General features: G+C 50.5%; 13 protein-coding genes. 9 read left to right on the top strand and 4 right to left on the bottom strand.

The window, feature by feature from the left end; all coding sequences use genetic code 11:
• Positions 1-26: 26 nt before the first annotated feature.
• The gene (locus JRJ22_RS22845) at positions 27-2420 is read left to right on the top strand and encodes a GH36-type glycosyl hydrolase domain-containing protein (protein WP_206101647.1); all 2394 of its coding nucleotides are present in this window, start codon (positions 27-29) and stop codon (positions 2418-2420) included.
• Positions 2421-2520: 100 nt separating this feature from the next.
• Here JRJ22_RS22845 and JRJ22_RS22840 read toward each other — a convergent pair whose 3' ends face one another.
• Both JRJ22_RS22840 and JRJ22_RS22835 read right to left on the bottom strand, forming a co-directional pair.
• Positions 2521-3333: a helix-turn-helix transcriptional regulator gene (locus JRJ22_RS22840; RefSeq protein ID WP_206101646.1), complete on the bottom strand. Its 813-nt coding sequence runs from the start codon at positions 3331-3333 to the stop codon at positions 2521-2523.
• Between the two features lie 143 nt (positions 3334-3476).
• Positions 3477-4607 (bottom strand): glycoside hydrolase family 88 protein, encoded by a 1131-nt coding sequence (locus JRJ22_RS22835; protein ID WP_232380931.1) that lies wholly within the window; start codon positions 4605-4607, stop codon positions 3477-3479.
• Between the two features lie 277 nt (positions 4608-4884).
• On the opposite strand from JRJ22_RS22835, the gene JRJ22_RS22830 reads away from it, so the two are divergent.
• Positions 4885-6336, top strand: a complete 1452-nt coding sequence (locus JRJ22_RS22830; RefSeq protein ID WP_206101644.1) for an IS1182 family transposase — start codon at positions 4885-4887, stop codon at positions 6334-6336.
• 180 nt (positions 6337-6516) lie between these two features.
• Here the strand turns inward: JRJ22_RS22830 and fabV are convergent, their stop codons facing one another.
• Positions 6517-7707 carry an enoyl-ACP reductase FabV gene (fabV, locus tag JRJ22_RS22825; protein ID WP_206101643.1) on the bottom strand — a complete coding sequence of 397 codons (1191 nt, stop codon included), beginning with the start codon at positions 7705-7707 and terminating at the stop codon, positions 6517-6519.
• A gap of 178 nt (positions 7708-7885) precedes the next feature.
• Between fabV and JRJ22_RS22820 the strand changes: the two genes are divergently transcribed.
• From JRJ22_RS22820 to JRJ22_RS22810, 3 genes are all read left to right on the top strand, one after another.
• Entirely contained in the window at positions 7886-8860 is a 975-nt protein-coding gene (locus JRJ22_RS22820) for an ornithine cyclodeaminase family protein (protein WP_206101642.1), read from the top strand.
• Positions 8861-8941: 81 nt separating this feature from the next.
• The gene (locus tag JRJ22_RS22815) at positions 8942-10102 is read left to right on the top strand and encodes a dipeptidase (protein WP_206101641.1); all 1161 of its coding nucleotides are present in this window, start codon (positions 8942-8944) and stop codon (positions 10100-10102) included.
• A gap of 13 nt (positions 10103-10115) precedes the next feature.
• Positions 10116-12242: a CocE/NonD family hydrolase gene (locus JRJ22_RS22810; protein ID WP_206101640.1), complete on the top strand. Its 2127-nt coding sequence runs from the start codon at positions 10116-10118 to the stop codon at positions 12240-12242.
• Positions 12243-12708: 466 nt separating this feature from the next.
• Here the strand turns inward: JRJ22_RS22810 and JRJ22_RS22805 are convergent, their stop codons facing one another.
• Positions 12709-13062 carry a hypothetical protein gene (locus tag JRJ22_RS22805; RefSeq protein ID WP_206101639.1) on the bottom strand — a complete coding sequence of 118 codons (354 nt, stop codon included), beginning with the start codon at positions 13060-13062 and terminating at the stop codon, positions 12709-12711.
• Between the two features lie 601 nt (positions 13063-13663).
• Here JRJ22_RS22805 and JRJ22_RS22800 point away from each other — a divergent pair.
• The 4 genes from JRJ22_RS22800 (at position 13664) to JRJ22_RS22785 (ending at position 18320) form a co-directional block, all read left to right on the top strand.
• Entirely contained in the window at positions 13664-14908 is a 1245-nt protein-coding gene (locus JRJ22_RS22800; protein WP_206101638.1) for a serpin family protein, read from the top strand.
• 356 nt (positions 14909-15264) lie between these two features.
• Positions 15265-16014 (top strand): BofC C-terminal domain-containing protein, encoded by a 750-nt coding sequence (locus JRJ22_RS22795; protein ID WP_206101637.1) that lies wholly within the window; start codon positions 15265-15267, stop codon positions 16012-16014.
• A 234-nt stretch (positions 16015-16248) separates the two neighbouring features.
• Entirely contained in the window at positions 16249-17166 is a 918-nt protein-coding gene (locus tag JRJ22_RS22790) for an ABC transporter ATP-binding protein (RefSeq protein WP_206101636.1), read from the top strand.
• 2 nt (positions 17167-17168) lie between these two features.
• Positions 17169-18320 (top strand): ABC transporter permease, encoded by a 1152-nt coding sequence (locus tag JRJ22_RS22785; RefSeq protein ID WP_310829855.1) that lies wholly within the window; start codon positions 17169-17171, stop codon positions 18318-18320.
• Position 18321 lies beyond the last annotated feature (1 nt).

Genomic DNA, 18321 nt, shown 5'->3' with positions numbered 1-18321 from the left:
TACCATCACAAAGGAGCTGAAGCAAAGTGAAAGCCGAGCTTTTCAAATATACGGATCCGAAAGATTACTACACCTTCAGGGACGAAGAGAAGGAGGTGGAATTTAAACGGCATGAGTTGCCGACGCCATGGATGAACTACCTGTCGAACGGTACCTTTCACACCATGATGTCGCATGCGGGCGGAGGTGTAGCTTTTTACAAGTCGCCCCAGATCTGGCGGATTACACGCTACCGGTTCTTCCACCTGCCGATGGACCGTTCAGGCCCGTATATCTATGTACAGAACGCAGAAACAGGCCGTTACTGGTGCCCGACCAGCGAACCCGCTTTAGAGAAACCGGAGGTGTGGAAGAGTGCCCATGGCATGGGGTATACGCGTTTTGAGGCAAGTCAGGGCGGTATAGCGGCGCAAACAGTGTATTTTGTCGGGCCCTATGAGAATTCGCTGATCTGGAATCTGACCCTGACCAATCAGGGCAGTGCACCGCAGGAGCTGAAGGTCTACGCATACGCTGAGTTTGGCATGATGGAATTTATGCGTGAGCTGCAGTGGCAGTGCTACAACAAACATCAGGTTTCAGTGCAATATCATGAAGCGGAGGGACTGGTGTACCGGTACGGGGTCGAAAATCAGCCGAAGCCGGAGGAGACGCCGCTTGTCTATCTGGCATCGGATACGCCTCTAGCCGGCTATGACGGTGACCGCGAGGAATTTATCGGCAGCTACCGCAGTGAATCCAATCCGTCAGCGATTGAGAACGGCGGCTGCACCGGATCGACGCTGATGGGCGGCGACCCGTGCGGGGCGCTGCAGTTCAACCTTACGCTCCAGCCGGGGGAGAGCCGCATGATCAATGTATTTCTTGGGACTGCAGCAGATGAGGAAGAGGTTGCGCGGGCAATTGCCCGCTCCCGGGAAGCCGGGTTCGTAGAATCCTCTTTCCAGGCGCTTAAGGAGAACTGGTCAAGCTACCTTGGCGCATGGGAGAGCCGGCTGCCGGACAAGGATGCCGAGCGGATGATCAACATCTGGAATCCGTACCAGGCGCACCGCAACTTTCTGTTCTCGCGTAACATTTCTTTTTACGCCACCGGCACGTTCCGTGGTGTCGGCTACCGGGATACTGCACAGGATATTTTGGCAGTCGTGCCCTTCGACACGGAGCTCGCCTTTGACAAGCTGCGGCTTTTGCTCGGACAGCAGTACAAGGACGGGCATGTGAACCATTACTTCTTCCCGAACGAAGGCTGGGACCCGGTAACGAGCATCCACTCCGACGACCATTTGTGGACTGCGCTGGCGGCATGGGATCTGCTTGCGGAAACCGGAGATGCCGCTTTTCTGAACACTAAGATACCTTATTATGACGGCGGCGAGGGAACAGTGTATGAGCATTTGAAGGCTGCGGTTGATTTCACCGCGTCGCAGCTTGGGTCCCGCGGATTCCCGCTGATGCTGCGCTCGGACTGGAACGACCAGCTGTTCCGTGTATGCCGGGAAGGGCGGGGCGAAAGTATCTGGACATCGATGCAGCTTGGAACGGTGCTGCTGCGGATGGTTGATCTTGCCGCAGCTGGCGGCCATCCGGAGGATACCGCCCGGTATGAAGCTATGTATGAGAGTCAGCGTAAACTCGTCAACAGCATTGGCTGGGATGGACGCTGGTTCCGGCGGGCCATCATGGACGACGGACGTTTTCTCGGCAGTGACGAACATGACGAGGCCAAAATCTGGCTCAACGCCCAGACCTGGGCGACGATGTCAGGCATGGCGGACCCTGAGAAGGGGCTGCAGGCCATGGACAGCGTGTATGAAATGCTGGACACGGAGCTCGGCATCAAAAAAATCCATCCGTCCATCACCAGCTTTCCCGATCCCGCTGACCCTTTGACCAATTACAACAAGGGGACGGGGGAGAACGGGGCGGTATTCTGCCACGCCAATACCTGGGCCATTATTGCGGAATGCATGCTTGGCCGGGGGGACCTGGCCTACAAATATTACCGCCAGCTGCTGCCGAACGTGGCCATGGATAAGGCAGGCTTATGGCGCTACAAAGCCGAGCCTTACGTCTATGCCTCCAACCTGTTTGGGCCGGAGTCTGACAAATTCGGTCTCGCCAATGTCTCCTGGTTAACCGGTACGGCTGCCTGGATGTATGTTGCTGCTACCCAATATATCCTGGGGGTGAAGCCGGTGCTCGAAGGCCTGTCCATCGACCCTTGTATTCCTGCCGGATGGGAAGGGTTTACGGTAAAACGGCGATTCCGGGGCTGTGTCTATGACATCACCGTTACGAATGCCAGCAGGGTCTGCAAAGGTGTCCGGCAAATCACGGTCGACGGTGAAGCGGTAGAGGGCAACATTCTGCCCGCATTTCCCGGACGCTCATCCGTCAAGGTTGAGGTCATTTTATAGACAAGGTTTTAAACAGCAAACCGCCCTTTCGTAAAATGGCTGCTTATCACTTCCATTTTATAAAAGGGCGGTTTTTTGTGTTTTATTCATTAGATTGATTTCAGCGGATGCTCTTTCTGTATTTCTCCGGTGAAATCCCTTTATTTTTTTTGAACATCTGACTGAAATAGGACGGGGAAAAACTGCCCACCTCCATCGCGATCTCCTGAACGGATTTAGCGGTATTGGCAAGCAGGATACACGCTTCACTTACACGCCGCTGCATCAAATATTCGGACAGCGTGATGCCGGAAAATTGCTTGAATACATGCGAAATATGATACGGTGACAGATGCATCGTATTAGCCAGTGCTTCGAGGCTGAAGGGCTCTTGGTAATGTTCATCCAGCCATTCGGTGATCCGCTCTACATGTGATCCTCCACGCGAATGCAGCGGGTTGACTTCGCCCATGACATCAGACATTTGTTTTTGAAGCAGCCGGATCAGCTGAAGCATCAGAAACCCGATCGTTTCTTCTTTGTCCGCGGCAGGGTTAGTGATGGAATGATCTATTTCCTCCAGCACATCCGGAATCATGGTGTCCTGCATCTCATAGAAAACCGGCTTCCGCAGGCTGCCTTTCCACATCCTGCGGAAAAATTTCTCCAGGAAAGGAAAAGCGGAAAGATAATGCTCCACAAAACTGGGGTCAAAGGTCAGATTGGTCCGGATATAAGAACAGCCTTGTGCCGGAGGAACCATCACACGGTGCAGCTGATAGGGCTGAAACCAGACCAGCGTATGATCCCGGATGGGGTAGGTCTGATTCTCTGCCATAATTTCGCCGCGGCCCTTGTAAATATACAGCAGCTCAATCCCCCTGTGAGCGTGAAACCAGTGGGCGTCCTCATTTTCATATTTATAATTGAACATTAGTAATCCAGGTTCAAGCCTTTGGGGTGAATGATCGTTCCTGTTCATGAAACGCTCCCTTATTAACCTTTATTAATTCCAGTATAGATCATTCTTTTCCTATCGGCCATCGGAAGACAAGGGGATAACTGATGCACATCCGTTTAGCGTTCATACCAATATCCCGGAACGCCTTGCTGCAGACGCAGCAGCGCTTCCAGGAAGAAATAGTCCCCCCAGATCATGAAATCATCAGGCGAAGAGTTCCCTCTGACAGAATAGGAGCCATGCCGGAGAAAACCTTCCTCTGCTGGACTGCCTGCAGTAAAATAGAGCTCCAGCAGGGAATCCATAGACTTGCCCACCGCTTCAGCAAGTACATCCCGGTCCTGATCACCCTCGGGCAAGTGCTCCAGCAGCTCAAGGATGCCGCATACAAAGATGGCCGAAGCCGAACTGTCGCGGGGAGTGGGGGGCTCCTGCGGAACATCGAAATCCCAATACGCAATACCATCACCGGACAGCTGCTCCAGAAAATAGCGGGCTAGTCTTTTGGAGGTTTCTAGAAAACGCGGTTCTTTAAGATAACGATAAGCTAAGGCAAAGCCGTAAACACCCCAGGCCTGCCCCCGTGTCCAGGTGGAGCCGTCCTGAAAGCCTTGTCCGGTTCCTCCGCGAATGGCATTTCCCGTCAGCTGGTCAAAATAAAAGGTGTGGTAGGAGGAATCATCTCCCCTCACCAGGAACCGGCGGCTTTTCTCAGCCTGAATGCTGGCACAGTCGGCATACCTGCGGTCGCCGGTCTGTTCCGTTGCCCAATAGAGCAGTGGAAGATTCATCAGGCAGTCAATAATAATCCGGCCCCCGTCGTTCACATCGCCTTCCGGTCCCCAGGCCTGAAACAGCTGCGGAACAGAGCGCCAGCGCTTCATCAGAATATCGGCTGCCTGTAGCCCCAGCAGACGGGACTCTTCATCCTTATCTACAATCCAGCGGGCCTTGGCAGAGAGCGAGTAGAGAAAACCGATGTCATGATGATCGAGCGACTGCTCCGCTTCCAGGCGTTTCTTAAAAGAATCAACCGTTCGGATAGCTGCGGCGTGAATCTCCGGGTCTTTGCTGTATTCATAGCTCAGCCACAAAATTCCGGACCAGAATCCTTCTGTCCAGCTGGTATGGTCAGTCAAATGATATTTGCCGTCTCCCAGGCTTACAATCGGAAAAGAGCCTCCAAAGCGTTTGATGTTGAGGCGGGTGGTTACGAGCGTGTGTTCAATTGCTGTTTTCCAGTTCATAATAACCTCCATAGTATCGCTTCATTGTTATTATGTTCATTATAGTCCTGGCGCTGTATTGATTTGTTGTGCAAATTATTAGCTATGTTGCGGTTTTGAGCGGGGGCGCCCGGGCTGCGACTCATGCAGTTTACGACAGCAAAGAAGCCGCCCCCTGACGGGAGGCCACTGAAAAAGTCCAATAAGATCTCTAAGAGACATTCTCCCCATTTTTCCGAGGAGAATGTCTCTTTTTTTCGGTATAATTAAAGGATCAAATCAAAGGCTGGTGGTCTTCATGCTTCCTGAGCAGCAGAGTTTTATCTTGAGCCCGTATATCGAGCTTTACAATATACTTATTCCTAAAGATAACTTGCTGCGTCGCATGGACGAGCTGGTAGATTTTAGCTTTGTTTATGAGGAACTGAACGAAAGGTATTGCCATGAGAACGGTCGAACTGCAGTAGACCCGGTCCGAATGTTTAAATATTTACTGCTCAAATCCATTTATGACTTATCCGACGCCGATCTGGTGGAACGCTCCAAAACCGACTTGTCGTTCAAGTTTTTCTTACATATGGCTCCGGAGGAAGGGGTCATTGACCCCAGTCTACTGACCAAATTTCGCAAGCTGCGACTGAAAGATATGAAGTTACTCGATCTGCTCATTGGTAAAACGGTAGAAATCGCCATTGAAAAAGGCATCATTCGCAGCAAAACCATTATTGTAGATGCCACTCATACCAAAGCCCGATATACCCAAAAGAGCCCACAAGAAGTGCTGCGAGAACGCTCTAAAAAGGTAAGACAAGCGATCTATACCTTAGATGAATCCATGAAAAGTGCCTTTCCGGCTAAACCTGTTACAAATGTGCTGGAGGATGAAATCGGATATTGCCAGCAGCTCATTGCAGTGATTGAGCAAGACGGACGATTCACAGGGCTGCCCAAAGTCAGTGAGGCGTTAAACCTGTTGAAAGAAACGATTATTGACGACGCAAAACATCTGCAAACCTCTACTGATCCCGACGCCAAAGTGGGCCACAAAAGTGCGGACTCCTCCTTTTTCGGGTATAAAACGCATATCGCGATGAGCGAAGAACGAATCATTACGGCAGCAACGATTACGACAGGGGAAAAGTCGGATGGGAAAGAGCTACAGACCCTCATTGAAAAAAGCAAGGCCGCAGGCATGAACGTGGAAACGGTAATTGGAGATACCGCCTATTCCGAAAGAGATAACATTGCGTACAGCACCGAACATGAAATTGAGCTTGTGGCCAAATTACATCCAATGATTACCCAAGGAAACCGCAAGAAGGAAGATGAGTTTGAGTTTAACAAAGATGCGGGTCTGTATGTCTGTAAGGCCGGGCATATGGCGATACGTAGAGCACGGCAAGGGAAAAAAGGTCAGGGCAAAAACCAAACGAACACGTACCATTTTGATATTGAAAAATGCAAGCGATGTCCGCTAAAGGAAGGCTGCTACAAAGAAGGCGCCCAAAGCAAAACGTACTCGGTGAGCATAAAGAGCACCGAGCATGTAAAGCAAGCTGAGTTTCAGGAAAGTGAAGCATTTAAGGCCAAAGCTAAAGAACGATATAAAATTGAAGCCAAGAATAGTGAACTCAAACACAGACACGGGTACGACATTGCGTTCTCCTCGGGTTTGGTTGGCATGGAAATTCAGGGAGCCATGGCGATATTCACTGTCAATTTAAAACGAATATTGAAACTCATGGAGTAGCCAAAGTTAAAGAAATACGCGAGAAAAAGACGACATCCAATCGAATGAAACAGAATGGATGTCGTCTTTTTGATACGCATTCTTGCTTTTACCAAGAAAGGCGAGTTTTTCAGTGGCCTCCCTGACGGGAGCGGCTTCTTTGCTGTTCACGATGTATATTAAACCTGTAATCAACCCGTGCTAAACCAAATTCGGAATATCCACTGCTGGCTCACTGTCAGCTTCGTAATCTACACCTTCTGTGCGGAAGCCGAACAGGTTGAAGAAGTCATCCTGATAGCCGGCAAGATCGGCCAGCTCAGGTACATTGGCGGTTTCAATAGTGCTCCAGCGTTTCATTACCTCAGTCTGCACATCCTCACGCATTTCCCAGTCATCAATCCGGATCAGGTGGCTTCCGTCCGCTGCCGCCACTCCTCCGTTATACAGATGCTCTGAGAACAGACGGTACATTTGCTGGATGCAATTTTCGTGCAGATCCTTCTCCTTCATGACCCGGTACAAGGCAGAGATATAAAGCGGTACTACCGGAATCGCCGAGCTGGATTGGGTGACAAGTGCTTTATTCACCGATACAAAAGCCCGTCCGCCCGTAGCATTCAGCTTCTCATTCAGTGCGATAGCTGTTTTCTCCAGATCATTTTTGGCTTGGCCGATCGTTCCGTCTTTGTAAATAGGGTGGGTAACTTCCGGTCCGATATAGGAATAGGCCACCGTAGTAGCTCCATCCGCAAGCGCTCCTGCTTCCTGAAGCTGGTCAATCCACATGCCCCAGTCTTCTCCGCCCATGACGGCAATCGTCTGGCGGACCTCATCCTCTGTAGCCGGTTCAATGGTTACAGTAGACACTTCGCCGGAGTGGAAGTTCATCGTTTTGTTCGTATACGCGCTGCCGACAGGCTTGATGACGGAGGAGAAGGTTTCGCCTGTAACCGGATGCGTACGGCGCGGGGAAGCCACGCTGTAAACTACCAGATCAACCGTGCCGAATTCTTTTTTGATTAGCTCAATCGTCTTGGTCTTGATGCTGTCAGAGAAGGCATCGCCGACGATGCTGAAGGATTTCAGCCCCTGCTCGGCAGCGGCTTGTTCCAGAGCGGCGGAATTATACCAGCCGGCGGAAGCCGTCCGTGCACCCTCAGCAGGCTTGTCGAAGAATACGCCAATGGTATTCGCACCGGCACCAAAAGCGGCTGTAATCCGCGAAGCGAGTCCGTATCCGGTAGAAGCGCCGACCACGAGAACATTAACAGGCCCGCTCAGCTTCTTGTGTGCTTTTACATAGTCAATCTGCTGCTGAACCTGCTTGGCGCAGCCTTCGGGATGGGCGGTGGTGCAGATAAAGCCGCGTGTTTTAGGCTGAATGATCATATAGGAAATCCCCTTTGTTTTAGTTTTTAACTTTTTAACCACTAATATAGAGTATAGCAAATGATAGCTTAGAAAGATAAGCTTTGCAGTTATTTTACTTCCGGTATTTCTCAAAAGGCATAGATGACGCTATGATAAAAGAAGTTGATGCAAAAAACAGGACTGGGGGCTAGGCGGAATGCTGGTTATTAACAGAGATGATGTAGCGGATTTGTTATCAATGAAAGCTTGTATCAATGTGATGCAGGAGGTATTGGCCGCACTCTCCGCAGGGGAAGCGGTGCAGAGCCTCCGGCAGGTGCTGCCGCTTGGCGAAGGTAATCTGCTGGGGCTTATGCCAGGGCATCTGCGTCAGGAAGCGGCAGCCGGAGCTAAGATTATCAGTGTGTTCCCGCATAATCACCATGCAGGCCTGCCTTCGCATCAAGGGGCGGTCGCTTTGTTTGATGCGGCAACTGGTGTGCTGAAAGCGGTCGTGGACGGGCGGAAAATTACAGCTATCCGTACAGCAGCAGTAAGCGCTGTTGCAACCAGGCTGCTGGCGAGGGAGGATGCTGGTATATTGGCGATTCTGGGGACGGGAGAACAGGCGGTGAGCCACCTGGAAGCAATGCTGCTGGTTCGAAACATCCGGGAGGTCCGGGTGTGGGGCAGAACAGGGTCCAAAGCGCAGCAATTTGCGGCAGAGATGAGCGCCAAATGGAATGTGAAGGTTACCGCGGCAGCCACGGTCCGTGACGCGGTTCAGGACGCGGACATCATCTGTACGGTGACCGCTTCCACCGTCCCGGTGCTGCTGGGCGAATGGGTGAACAAAGGCGCACATATTAACGCGGTAGGCGCATGCAGGCCGCAGGACCGTGAGCTGGATTCGGCGCTTGCGGCCATGTCCAGGCTCTATGTGGACCGGCTGGAATCCGCAGTCCATGAAGCGGGAGATTATCTCATTCCGCTGGGTGAGGGAGTCATCCGGGAGGGGCATATCATCGGTGAGCTCGGTGAACTGCTTCAAGGCCGGATTGAGGGCAGGGCTGATCCTGCGGAGATTACGCTGTTCAAAGGGCTGGGCCTGGCCATTGAAGATTTGGCCGCAGCGGATTATATCTATAATCAGGCAGTAATATTCCATAAGGGTGTTGAGGTTGTCTGGTAATTCCGCAATCTATTATGAATAATGAAGTAACGCCGCTCTATTTAATTGTCAGAGCTTCGGGCGTACAGGAGGGCTTAACAAGTGAGCTTGCAACCAGGAATGTATGATTTCAATTTATCGGAGGAACAGGAGAAGCGCGCGCAGCGTCTGCATGAGCAGAACATTAACATCGACCTGCTGTTCCAGGGCCCGCTGTCTCCCCGTGCGATCCCCGCTGCTGTCTCTGAGGCGATCAAAGAACTCAGTGAGCCATACAAGGAAGAGCCTATGATCTACAGTGCTATGCCGGCTAAATGGGTTACCAAGCTGTCGGCAAGCGGGGAAATTCCCCAGTACAAAGAGGAATGGTACATGTCAGGGATTACCGCCGGCAACCGTGAGCTGCATCTGAATGATATGGAGAGCGTGATTACGAGCATGGGCGAGGTGCAGCTGCAGTTTGATTCCGCAGACTGGCTGGTAAAAGCACTGACCGCTGAGGATATCCGCAGGGCCAAGCGGGAAGGACGTGTCGCGGGCATCGTGACGGCGCAGGAAACGGATGCGCTGGGCACCAATCTGGAGCTGCTGGAGGTACTGCATCACTTTGGACTGCGTATTTTGCAACTAACCTACAATAAGCAGAATCTGATCGGCTCCGGCTGTGCGGAGCAGGCGAATGGCGGGCTTTCGAATTTCGGTGTCCGGTTCGTAGAGCGCATGAACAAGCTGGGTATCATCGTCGATACCGGACACTGCGGTAAACAAACGACACTTGATGCCTGTAAAGTTTCCCGCACACCCGTAATTGCCTCGCACACCGGCGCAGAAGCGATTTATCACCATATGCGCTGTAAAAGCGACGAAGAAATCATCGCTATTGCGGATACAGGCGGCGTAATCGGAGTCTTTGCTATGCCATGGTTTGTGCATGAGGACCCTGATCATACGACAATTGACCATGTGCTGGATCATATGGAATACGTTATCCGGCTTGTTGGTGTAGATCATGTGGGAATTGGCACAGACTGGCCGATGAGCGATCTGGACTGGTCTCTTGTTTATTTTAAAGAACACATAGCTCCGAAGCTGGGTTTTGCCAAAGGGGACGGACCTTCTACGGAAACGGTAGCCGGACTAGAGAAGTACAGCTATTTCATCAATTTCACCCGGGGATTGGTCGCACGCGGCTATACGGATGATGAGATTGCGAAGATGATGGGCGGGAATTGGCTGCGGGTGTTCGAACAAATTTGCGGATAGGGGTTTTACACCGATGACTACATATTTACATACAACAAGCTTTAACTTCTACTGTTCGGGCATCTATAGCGGAAAGATCCATTTCACGGAACAAGGGATCATGCATGCCAAGGTAGATGTCCGCCGGCGCACACAAATGCAGGATAACGTGCTCGATCCAGGGGCGAAATATGTACTTCCTTTTGCTAAAATAGCCCGGCAGCTCAGGTCTTACGAAACCGCAGAATGGGCGGGAGAAGAGGTTGTACTGGATAGCGGCGACGTGTATCAGAAGCATATCCGCTATGAGGCGGAGATCTCCGGGCAATTGCAGGCCTCTCAGGTATGGGCATTAAGGGGGGATACCGCGCTGGATGTGGTCACGCTGGACGGGGAAGTGATTGCTTTTCTGACGCCTAACCGTTATGGCATTGAGATGATCGTCAAAGCAGGATACGAGAAGCTGACTCCGCTTACCGAATATGATGAGCCGCTGCTGTCCAAGCCTGAATATGGTGTCAATGATCTCGGAACTTTCCTGATCCCGATGCGGGACGGCATCAAGCTGGCTACCGATGTATTCCTGCCCGAAGGCATCAAGCCGGGAACGAAGCTGCCGACAATTCTGGTAAGAACCTGTTATGACCGGAACGGGAAAAAAGAGATTTTTATGCGCTGGGCGAACAAAGGTTATGCTGTAATATCCCAGGATGTCCGTGGCCGGGCGGATTCGGAAGGCGAGCTTATTCCTTTCTATCATGAGCGCGATGACGGCTATGACACGATTGACTGGATTATTGCCCAGGACTGGTCTGACGGTAAAGTCGGGATGTGGGGCGCATCTTATCTGGGCTATGTCGTGGTAGCGGCGGCAACGAGCGGGCATCCGAACCTCAAAGCGGTTGTGGACGAAGTGAATGTAGGTTCACCGTTCGTTGATACTGCGCGCAAGGGGGGGACGCTCTGCTCCTGGCCGCTGCTGTCCTGGACGCTGGCCCAATCGGTGGGTACACGGACGGATTTTGATATTTTTGGCGGAGTAACGGTGAACCCGGAGGCAGCTGTAGATGCCAGACCCATCCGGGACATTCCGCAGCAGATGATCAGCAGGACCTCAGGACCGTGGGAGCTGTGGAGCCAGCATCCGGAATACGATGACTTCTGGAAAAACTGCACCTTCACCGAACGCGGAGAGCAGGTAAAGGTTCCAATGTACGTAATCTCCGGCTGGTACGACGGGGACAGTCCCGGTGTATCGGAGACGTGGCGGATGCTGACTGAGCATGATGTGCCAAACCGCAAAATCCGTCTTGGCGCCTGGGAGCATGGACCGAACCGGGCCCGGGACCTGATGGGGGTCAGTTTTGGCAACGACGCCGTAGTGTACGATTACGATGTATCCGTGCTGCGCTGGTTCGACCGGTTCCTGAAGGAGATCCCGAATGGTATCGATGAGGAGCCCAGAGCTGCTTATTACGTGGTAGGAGAAAATAAATGGAGAACGTCGGAGGACTGGACACCTGCCGAAGCGGTAGTGACCCCGTTCTACCTGGCAAGCCGCGGGCGGGCGAATTCGTCGCTCGGCGACGGCAGGCTAGTATCCCAGCCGGAAGAGAACTCCATTCCAGACACCTATATCTATAATCCGGCTGATCCTGTTGCGGACAGCGGGGAGCGGGAGCCGGAGAATATGCGTAAGCATGAGCTGCGCAGCGATATTGTCGTGTACACGAGCGAACCGTTAGCGGATAAGCTGACTATTGCCGGAGAGCTGTCTGCGGTTATCTATGCTGCAAGCACGGGGGCCGATACGGATTGGGTCGTTACACTCAGTGATGTGCATGAGAACGGAGATTCCATCCGGCTCTCCAACTACATTGTCAGAGCGAAGTACCGGCACGGGCTGGAGCAGCCGCAGCTGCTGGTTCCGGGACAGGTGGAGAAGTATGATATTTTCCTGCAAAATATCGCACATACCTTTGCTGAGGGACACCGCATCCGCTTTACCATTACTTCGTCGAGTAAATTTGTCGCTTTCCCGAATACCAATACCGGAAATAATCCATATGAGGATACAGAGGATGTAACCGTGCAACAGACGATCTGCCATGACAGCAGCTATCCAAGCCATATCCTGCTGCCGGTTATTCCTAACGCTTAGAGCGCCATTATTCAAATATTTCCCATTCACTTCGTCAGTGTGTTATGTGGATCATAAATGCAACCATTTAGTCTTTGACTGTATCAGGAAGGAAACAATCGCTGAATGGGTTACGACCAAAAGTGTACCCCCATTTCCGAGCGATTGACCATACTAATCAATGGGGGAGCCGCTACGCTCTCCCATGCCGTGGTCTCAGAGGCTAGCGCTTCCGCTATCGCTGATGTGGAGCGCGATTCGCTGGTTTCTTAGTGCAGTATAACTTAAGACTATCCAGTAATCGGTTCTGTGCTAATAGAATAGAAAATATCCACGACACTGAGCAGTAGACGCATACGGCGCACTTAGGGAGAGATAGTACAGCTTATCGCAGCAGCTCTGAACTAAAAATCAAAGTCATAGACTGCTGCTGTTTTTTTTCATTAACGTTTTCCGTTAGTTCAAAGAACAGTTCATCAACAAATTATTACTTCACTCTTTCGGAAATATTTTTACTTATTTCTTCAGGATTTTTAACACCAATGATCAACTTTGATATTTTGAACTTACCAACTTTATAGCTATTCAAATCTAAATGAAGAGTTTCAAGCTCATTTTCAAAAAAGTGCAGTTGATAACCACCATTTGATCTAAATAACCCATTTCTCATTCCTCCTAATAAAGCACCATATAGTTTAAAAGCATTTGGTATCGGTCTACCTGTTGTTATTCCCTTGATTGAAGAGTATGGAATTTGCAACCCTTTATCTAATTTTAAAAAGGGTGAGTTTCCAAAGTCGATATTTACGTAGGTTTCCATTAGTTGAATTTTACGTTCCATATTTTGATTCCCCCATTTTCAAATAATCCATAATAACATATAATTCCACAAATACCTCATTTCTCCATAAAATGCCCGTTAACTTAATAAAGCTTTTTTATCGAGAGTCATCCTGATTGTTGCACAGTACGAGATACTCATGGGGAACAAATACAAATACTATTCGTTATTCTTCCGTATCAGCTTCTCAATATAAATCCAAACATAGTAAGTCATCCAAAATGCCATCGCGGTTGTAAATAATGCAAATGATCTTGTAGTGGATTGAAGAGTGAAGGCCAAGATGATCCCTAGAATGAGGAATAGTGGTAAAAGGGTGAAGTATTTCTTTTTATGCAAGTTAACTATCTCCTTTTATTAATTTGGTATACATCCATTAGAGGATGAAAATAAATATCTTATCAGACCGTTTGAACATCCTAAATGTCACCTCAATCCTCTTTTTGTTAAATAATACCATATATCTATAGCAAATCCAGAAGCCGATATTCCTAATGTGTATGCCGCCACTCTTGAAACTTTTTCCAATTCCTCGCGTCAGTGATGGTATGCGGATGTTCGGTACATACATTCAGCCATTATTGTGAAAGGGGGAAGGGTCGTGAACAAGATATTGGCATTGCTTCTGTCGTTGCTGCTGCTGACCAGCTGCAGTTCTGCGGGTTCCTCAATGAGCTTCAGCGAAAGAGCAGATGCGGCTAAGAAGCTGAATTCCCGGCTTGCCCGGCAGAGCAATGAGCTTGGGCTTAAGCTGTTCAGCCAATTGAGAGAGCAGAGCGGCGGAGGCAGGAATCTGACGATTTCGCCTTACAGCATTTCCGCTGCGCTGGCGCTGGCCTACAACGGCAGTAAGGGAGAAACGGCAGAGGAGCTGGGCAAGCTGCTGGGCTATGCTCCTGATGAACTGGATCAGCTTAATACTAGTGAGGGTGCTCTGCTGCCGCTGCTGAACGATGCCGGGCCCGGCATTCAGCTTGAGCTGGCTAACTCCGTATGGGCTAATCAAGATATACCGCTTCGCAAAGGATATTTGAAAGCAAGTGAAGACTACTATGATGCCCAGATCCGGACTGCAGATTTGGCTGGAGAGAAATCGGTCAAAGAGATTAACGAGTGGGTCTCTGATCACACGTCAGGGAAGATTGACAGGATGCTGGAGCAGCCGCCCGGAGCGCAAAGTGTTGCCGTACTTGTAAACGCACTATATTTCAAGGGTGGATGGAAGAAAGTGTTTCTGGAGGGAAATACGCATCCGGATGATTTCTATCCCGCCTCCGGTCCGGCTGTGGAGGTTCCCCTGATGAATCAGGCTGGTCACTTTCTATATGCAGAAGATAAGGATTGGCAGGCCGTGCGTCTTCCCTACGGAGAGGGCCAGATGCATATGATTGTGATTCTTCCCGCCAAGGATTCTTCTCTAAATACGCTTCTTAATCACCTGGCTAAAGACGGTTTACCTTCAGATGATCAATTTTCGGGTAAGCAGGGATCGCTTTCTTTGCCCCGGTTCACAGCAAGCTATGGTACAGACTTGAAGGAAGCGGTGCAGGCTCTGGGAGTGAAGCTTGCTTTTGACCCCCGCAAAGGGGATTTCTCAGCACTTGCGGATACGGGAACTCCCATCTTCATCAGCAGTATCATCCATAAAACATACATCGACGTGAATGAGTCCGGAACAGAAGCTGCCGCTTCAACGCTGGTTGGAATGCTCGCGGGAGCTGCTTCTCCAGCTGAAGCGCCTTTTGAAATGATCGTGAACCGGCCGTTTATCTATATTATTGAAGACATACAAACCGGAGTCTGGCTGTTCATGGGCGCAATTGAGAACCCGCTGCTCACGGAGTAGTAACGGGAACACAATAATATTTTTGCCTTATATAATTTTAACTTGAAGATAAACATTTAAGGAGAAGTGACGGAAGAGAAGTTTGGAACTGTAGGAGCGGCAGCGTCCGCCTGAAAGCTTTCCGAAGGAAAGCTAGCATCGTAAGCATAAACAGTCTGCGGATTTCAACCGTGGCAACGGTATAAATCAAGAAATCTGCAGACAACAGCGGCCGGAAGTCCAAACATTCTCTGTAGTCACGACCTGTCCTAAAATAGAAAAATCACAAGTTTAATCTATAAAGCGCATAATTGCCCCCTTCACAGGTCACAATAGGAAAAAACCAGAATGAAGGGATTACAGTGAACGCTTTTCGCTTGAAAAAACAACTGTGGCGGCGATGGAGACGGTGGAAAAAAGCCCCTTGGGTTGGAGCGGCTTGTATCGCATTAACGGTGCTGGCCTGGCGCGGCATGCAGGTTCCGGAAGAGATCAGCGGTTTGCTAAGTACTTCCGAATGGAGGATCCCTACAGCAGCGGGGGAATTGTATAATCCGCTGCAGAACGGGAATCAGGGGGACAGTGTAGCGGCTCTGGCAGCCGTTTATCATACCGGGAATAACAGGGAGGACAGCAGTACCGCAATGGACCGCGCACAACTGCTGGAAGCGGTGAGCCGCGGAGGCATCAGCAGAACAGTGCATCTGCAGACCACTTATGTAGCAGGTGAGGAAGTGGAGACACTGCCCGGTGTGAAGAGTCCCGCCCAGCTGAAGGCATTGATTGAGGATCATCCGGGCTGGAACGGCTGGATCAGCAAGGAAGGCGATCTGTGGCTGGAGCAGCGGGTAAATGACTTATCGCCGCTGACTAAAAAGGATGCCTACATCGGGGTGGATGAGCAAGGAAATCTGACGTTGTTCAAAGGGCCTCCGGCAGGAGAAGAAGTGCTGAAAACCTTTTTCCAAATGGATATGGGGTCGATGAAATCCTCGCTCCCCGAAGAGATCTGGAAGCAGCTTCACGAAGGCATACGCGTGCAGGATATCGAGGAGTACAACAGTGTGCTCTCGACGTTCAGCGATTATGCCAGGGATTCAGCAGAGCAGGTTATGCAATCTGAATAGGGTATGCACTAAACGGTTATGCGCCTTGAAAGGCGGCATGGCCGTTTTTTTTGTGCGCAAAATCATGCAGTTATTATCTAAAATCCGCCTGTTATGACATAAAAGTATATCCTTTTGCACCGATGCTACACTGTGAATGTAGGAAACAGGCCTCGCAATGAATTCCTAAGTGAATTCGTTCGGAGGATGTCAAAGGAGCAGAAGCTCACAACATTTGTAGGAGGTACAACAGCAATGCGGACAATTTTTTCAGGCGAGGCTATAGATTTCAGCTACAACAAAAAGGAACCCGTTCTGGACGGCTTAACAATCTCTATCACAGACAAACAAATTTATGGACTGCTGGGCCCTAACGGAGCCGGGAAGTCAACCTTGACCAAGGTGATGCTGGGGCTGGAGAACCCGCAGAACGGTAAATTGCAGTGGTTCAACGAGTATCCCAATCAGAGCACGAAGAGCCGGGTGGGATATGTGCCGCAGGATTTGGCGCTAATCTACGATCTATCGGCATATGAGAATGTGGAATTCTTCGGCAAGCTCTACAACCTGAAGGGGGAACGGCTGAAGAATCAGGTCCGCTACGCACTCGAATTCGTCGGGCTGTGGGACGAGCGCAAGCAGAAGCCAAAGAAATTCTCGGGCGGGATGAAGCGGCGGCTGAACATCGCCTGCGGCATTGTGCATAATCCGGATGTCATCATTCTGGATGAGCCGACTGTAGGTGTGGATCCCCAGTCGCGCAACCGGATTCTGGATGCCATTCTTGAGCTGAACCAGCTGGGCACAACCATCGTCTACATCTCGCATTACATGGAGGAGGTAGAGAAAATCTGCTCTCACGTTGGCATTATCGACAAAGGTACGCTGCTCTGTGAAGGCAGGCTGAGCGAAGTTCTGGAGGCACACACCGATCAGGCGATTCTTAAGCTTGAGTTCCAGCAAAAGGGATCGGCTTATGCCGAGCGGCTGGCGGAATACACGGTGATCTCTACAGACGAGAACACGGTCGAGCTCTCTGTCCCGAAGAATAACGTCAGCATTCTCAGTGAAATTAAAGCAAGATTCGGTGATGAGGTCAAAAGCTTTCAATACATCTCGCCGAATCTGGAACAGGTTTTCTTCAAATTAACCAAGAAGAATTTGAGGGATTAGCCATGTGGACCATTTATCTGACAAGCATGAAACGGAAAATAAAAAGTCCGGTCGTATTCGTCAACTACATTCTATTGCCGCTGCTGCTGATTGTAATCCTCGGCAATGCCTTATCCACCATGTTTCATTCTGAGCCGGAGAAGACAGCGGGAGCCATCAACATCACTCAGACCCGCACGGTTGTGGTCAATGAGGACAAGGGACAGCTCGGTAAGGATATTGTGTCCTTTCTGACAGGCAAGGAGAACCAAGAGCTGTACAAGGTAACGGTCGCGGAGAGCGCGGAGGAGGCCCGGAAGTCTCTGGAGGCTGATGAATATGACCAATATATTTATCTGCCGGCCGGTTTAACGGAAGGGGTGAATGCCAAGCAGGAGAGCGCAGTAACCATCTACGGCAAGGACCAGAACATCGATAAGGTGGACATCACAGCATTGACCCTCTCCGCCTTCGGGGATGGCTATCAGGCGATGGATGTGTCTGGACGGAATAACCAGCCTATCGTGTATCAGCATGCTTACAGCAATCTGCTGACAGCAGGAAATACGTCAGAGAAGCAGAGTGATGCGGGCAATATGTCAGGGCTAAGCTATTACGGAGTGACGATGCTGGTGCTGATTCTCTTTTACGGCCTGGCCAACACAATGAATTTCATTCAGGAGGAGTACAATGAGGCACTTGGCGACCGCTATCTCATTTCTCCGCTTTCCAAAATGTCGCTGGTAGTCAGCCAATGGCTGACCGGGTGCTCGATCTCCATTATTCAGGGACTGATCATCGTCTTCTGTGCCAAGCTGTTCTTCAATGTATCCTATGGCGCAAGCAATCTGGTGGTCCTGTTCATCATCATCGTGGGAGCGGTTTTCTTCAATGCGCTGGGTTTGTTTCTCGGAGTGCTTGGACGCCGCATGAAGGCGCTGGACGGTATTGTCTCGCTGCTGATTCCGGTCATGACGTTTATCGGCGGCGGATTTATCAAGCTGGATTTCGGCTCACTCAGCAAGCTCAGCATTAACGAGGTGTTTCAGCAGCCGTTGTTCGATTATATCCAGCAGGGTGTAATTCATCTGATGCCTGTCTATAATGCGCTGGCATTGTCCTTAGGCTTTGTGATCATCTCCGTCTTCTCATTGACACGGAAAGGAGTCAGATAAG

The sequence above is a fragment of the Paenibacillus tianjinensis genome, assembly GCF_017086365.1.
Taxonomy (GTDB): Bacteria; Bacillota; Bacilli; order Paenibacillales; family Paenibacillaceae; genus Paenibacillus_AQ; species Paenibacillus_AQ tianjinensis.
The sequence above is the reverse complement of the archived record's forward strand: the minus strand, read 5'-3'. Positions and strand labels throughout refer to the sequence as shown.

What these genes read in the sequence shown, in the direction of transcription:
- JRJ22_RS22840 (WP_206101646.1), bottom strand. Translation starts at nt 3,333, where the DNA reads ATGTTCAATTATAAATATGAAAATGAGGACGCCCACTGGTTTCACGCT.
- JRJ22_RS22835 (WP_232380931.1), bottom strand. Translation starts at nt 4,607, where the DNA reads ATGAACTGGAAAACAGCAATTGAACACACGCTCGTAACCACCCGCCTC.
- JRJ22_RS22830 (WP_206101644.1), top strand. Translation starts at nt 4,885, where the DNA reads ATGCTTCCTGAGCAGCAGAGTTTTATCTTGAGCCCGTATATCGAGCTT.
- fabV (WP_206101643.1), bottom strand. Translation starts at nt 7,707, where the DNA reads ATGATCATTCAGCCTAAAACACGCGGCTTTATCTGCACCACCGCCCAT.
- JRJ22_RS22820 (WP_206101642.1), top strand. Translation starts at nt 7,886, where the DNA reads ATGCTGGTTATTAACAGAGATGATGTAGCGGATTTGTTATCAATGAAA.
- JRJ22_RS22810 (WP_206101640.1), top strand. Translation starts at nt 10,116, where the DNA reads ATGACTACATATTTACATACAACAAGCTTTAACTTCTACTGTTCGGGC.
- JRJ22_RS22805 (WP_206101639.1), bottom strand. Translation starts at nt 13,062, where the DNA reads ATGGAACGTAAAATTCAACTAATGGAAACCTACGTAAATATCGACTTT.
- JRJ22_RS22790 (WP_206101636.1), top strand. Translation starts at nt 16,249, where the DNA reads ATGCGGACAATTTTTTCAGGCGAGGCTATAGATTTCAGCTACAACAAA.
- JRJ22_RS22785 (WP_310829855.1), top strand. Translation starts at nt 17,169, where the DNA reads ATGTGGACCATTTATCTGACAAGCATGAAACGGAAAATAAAAAGTCCG.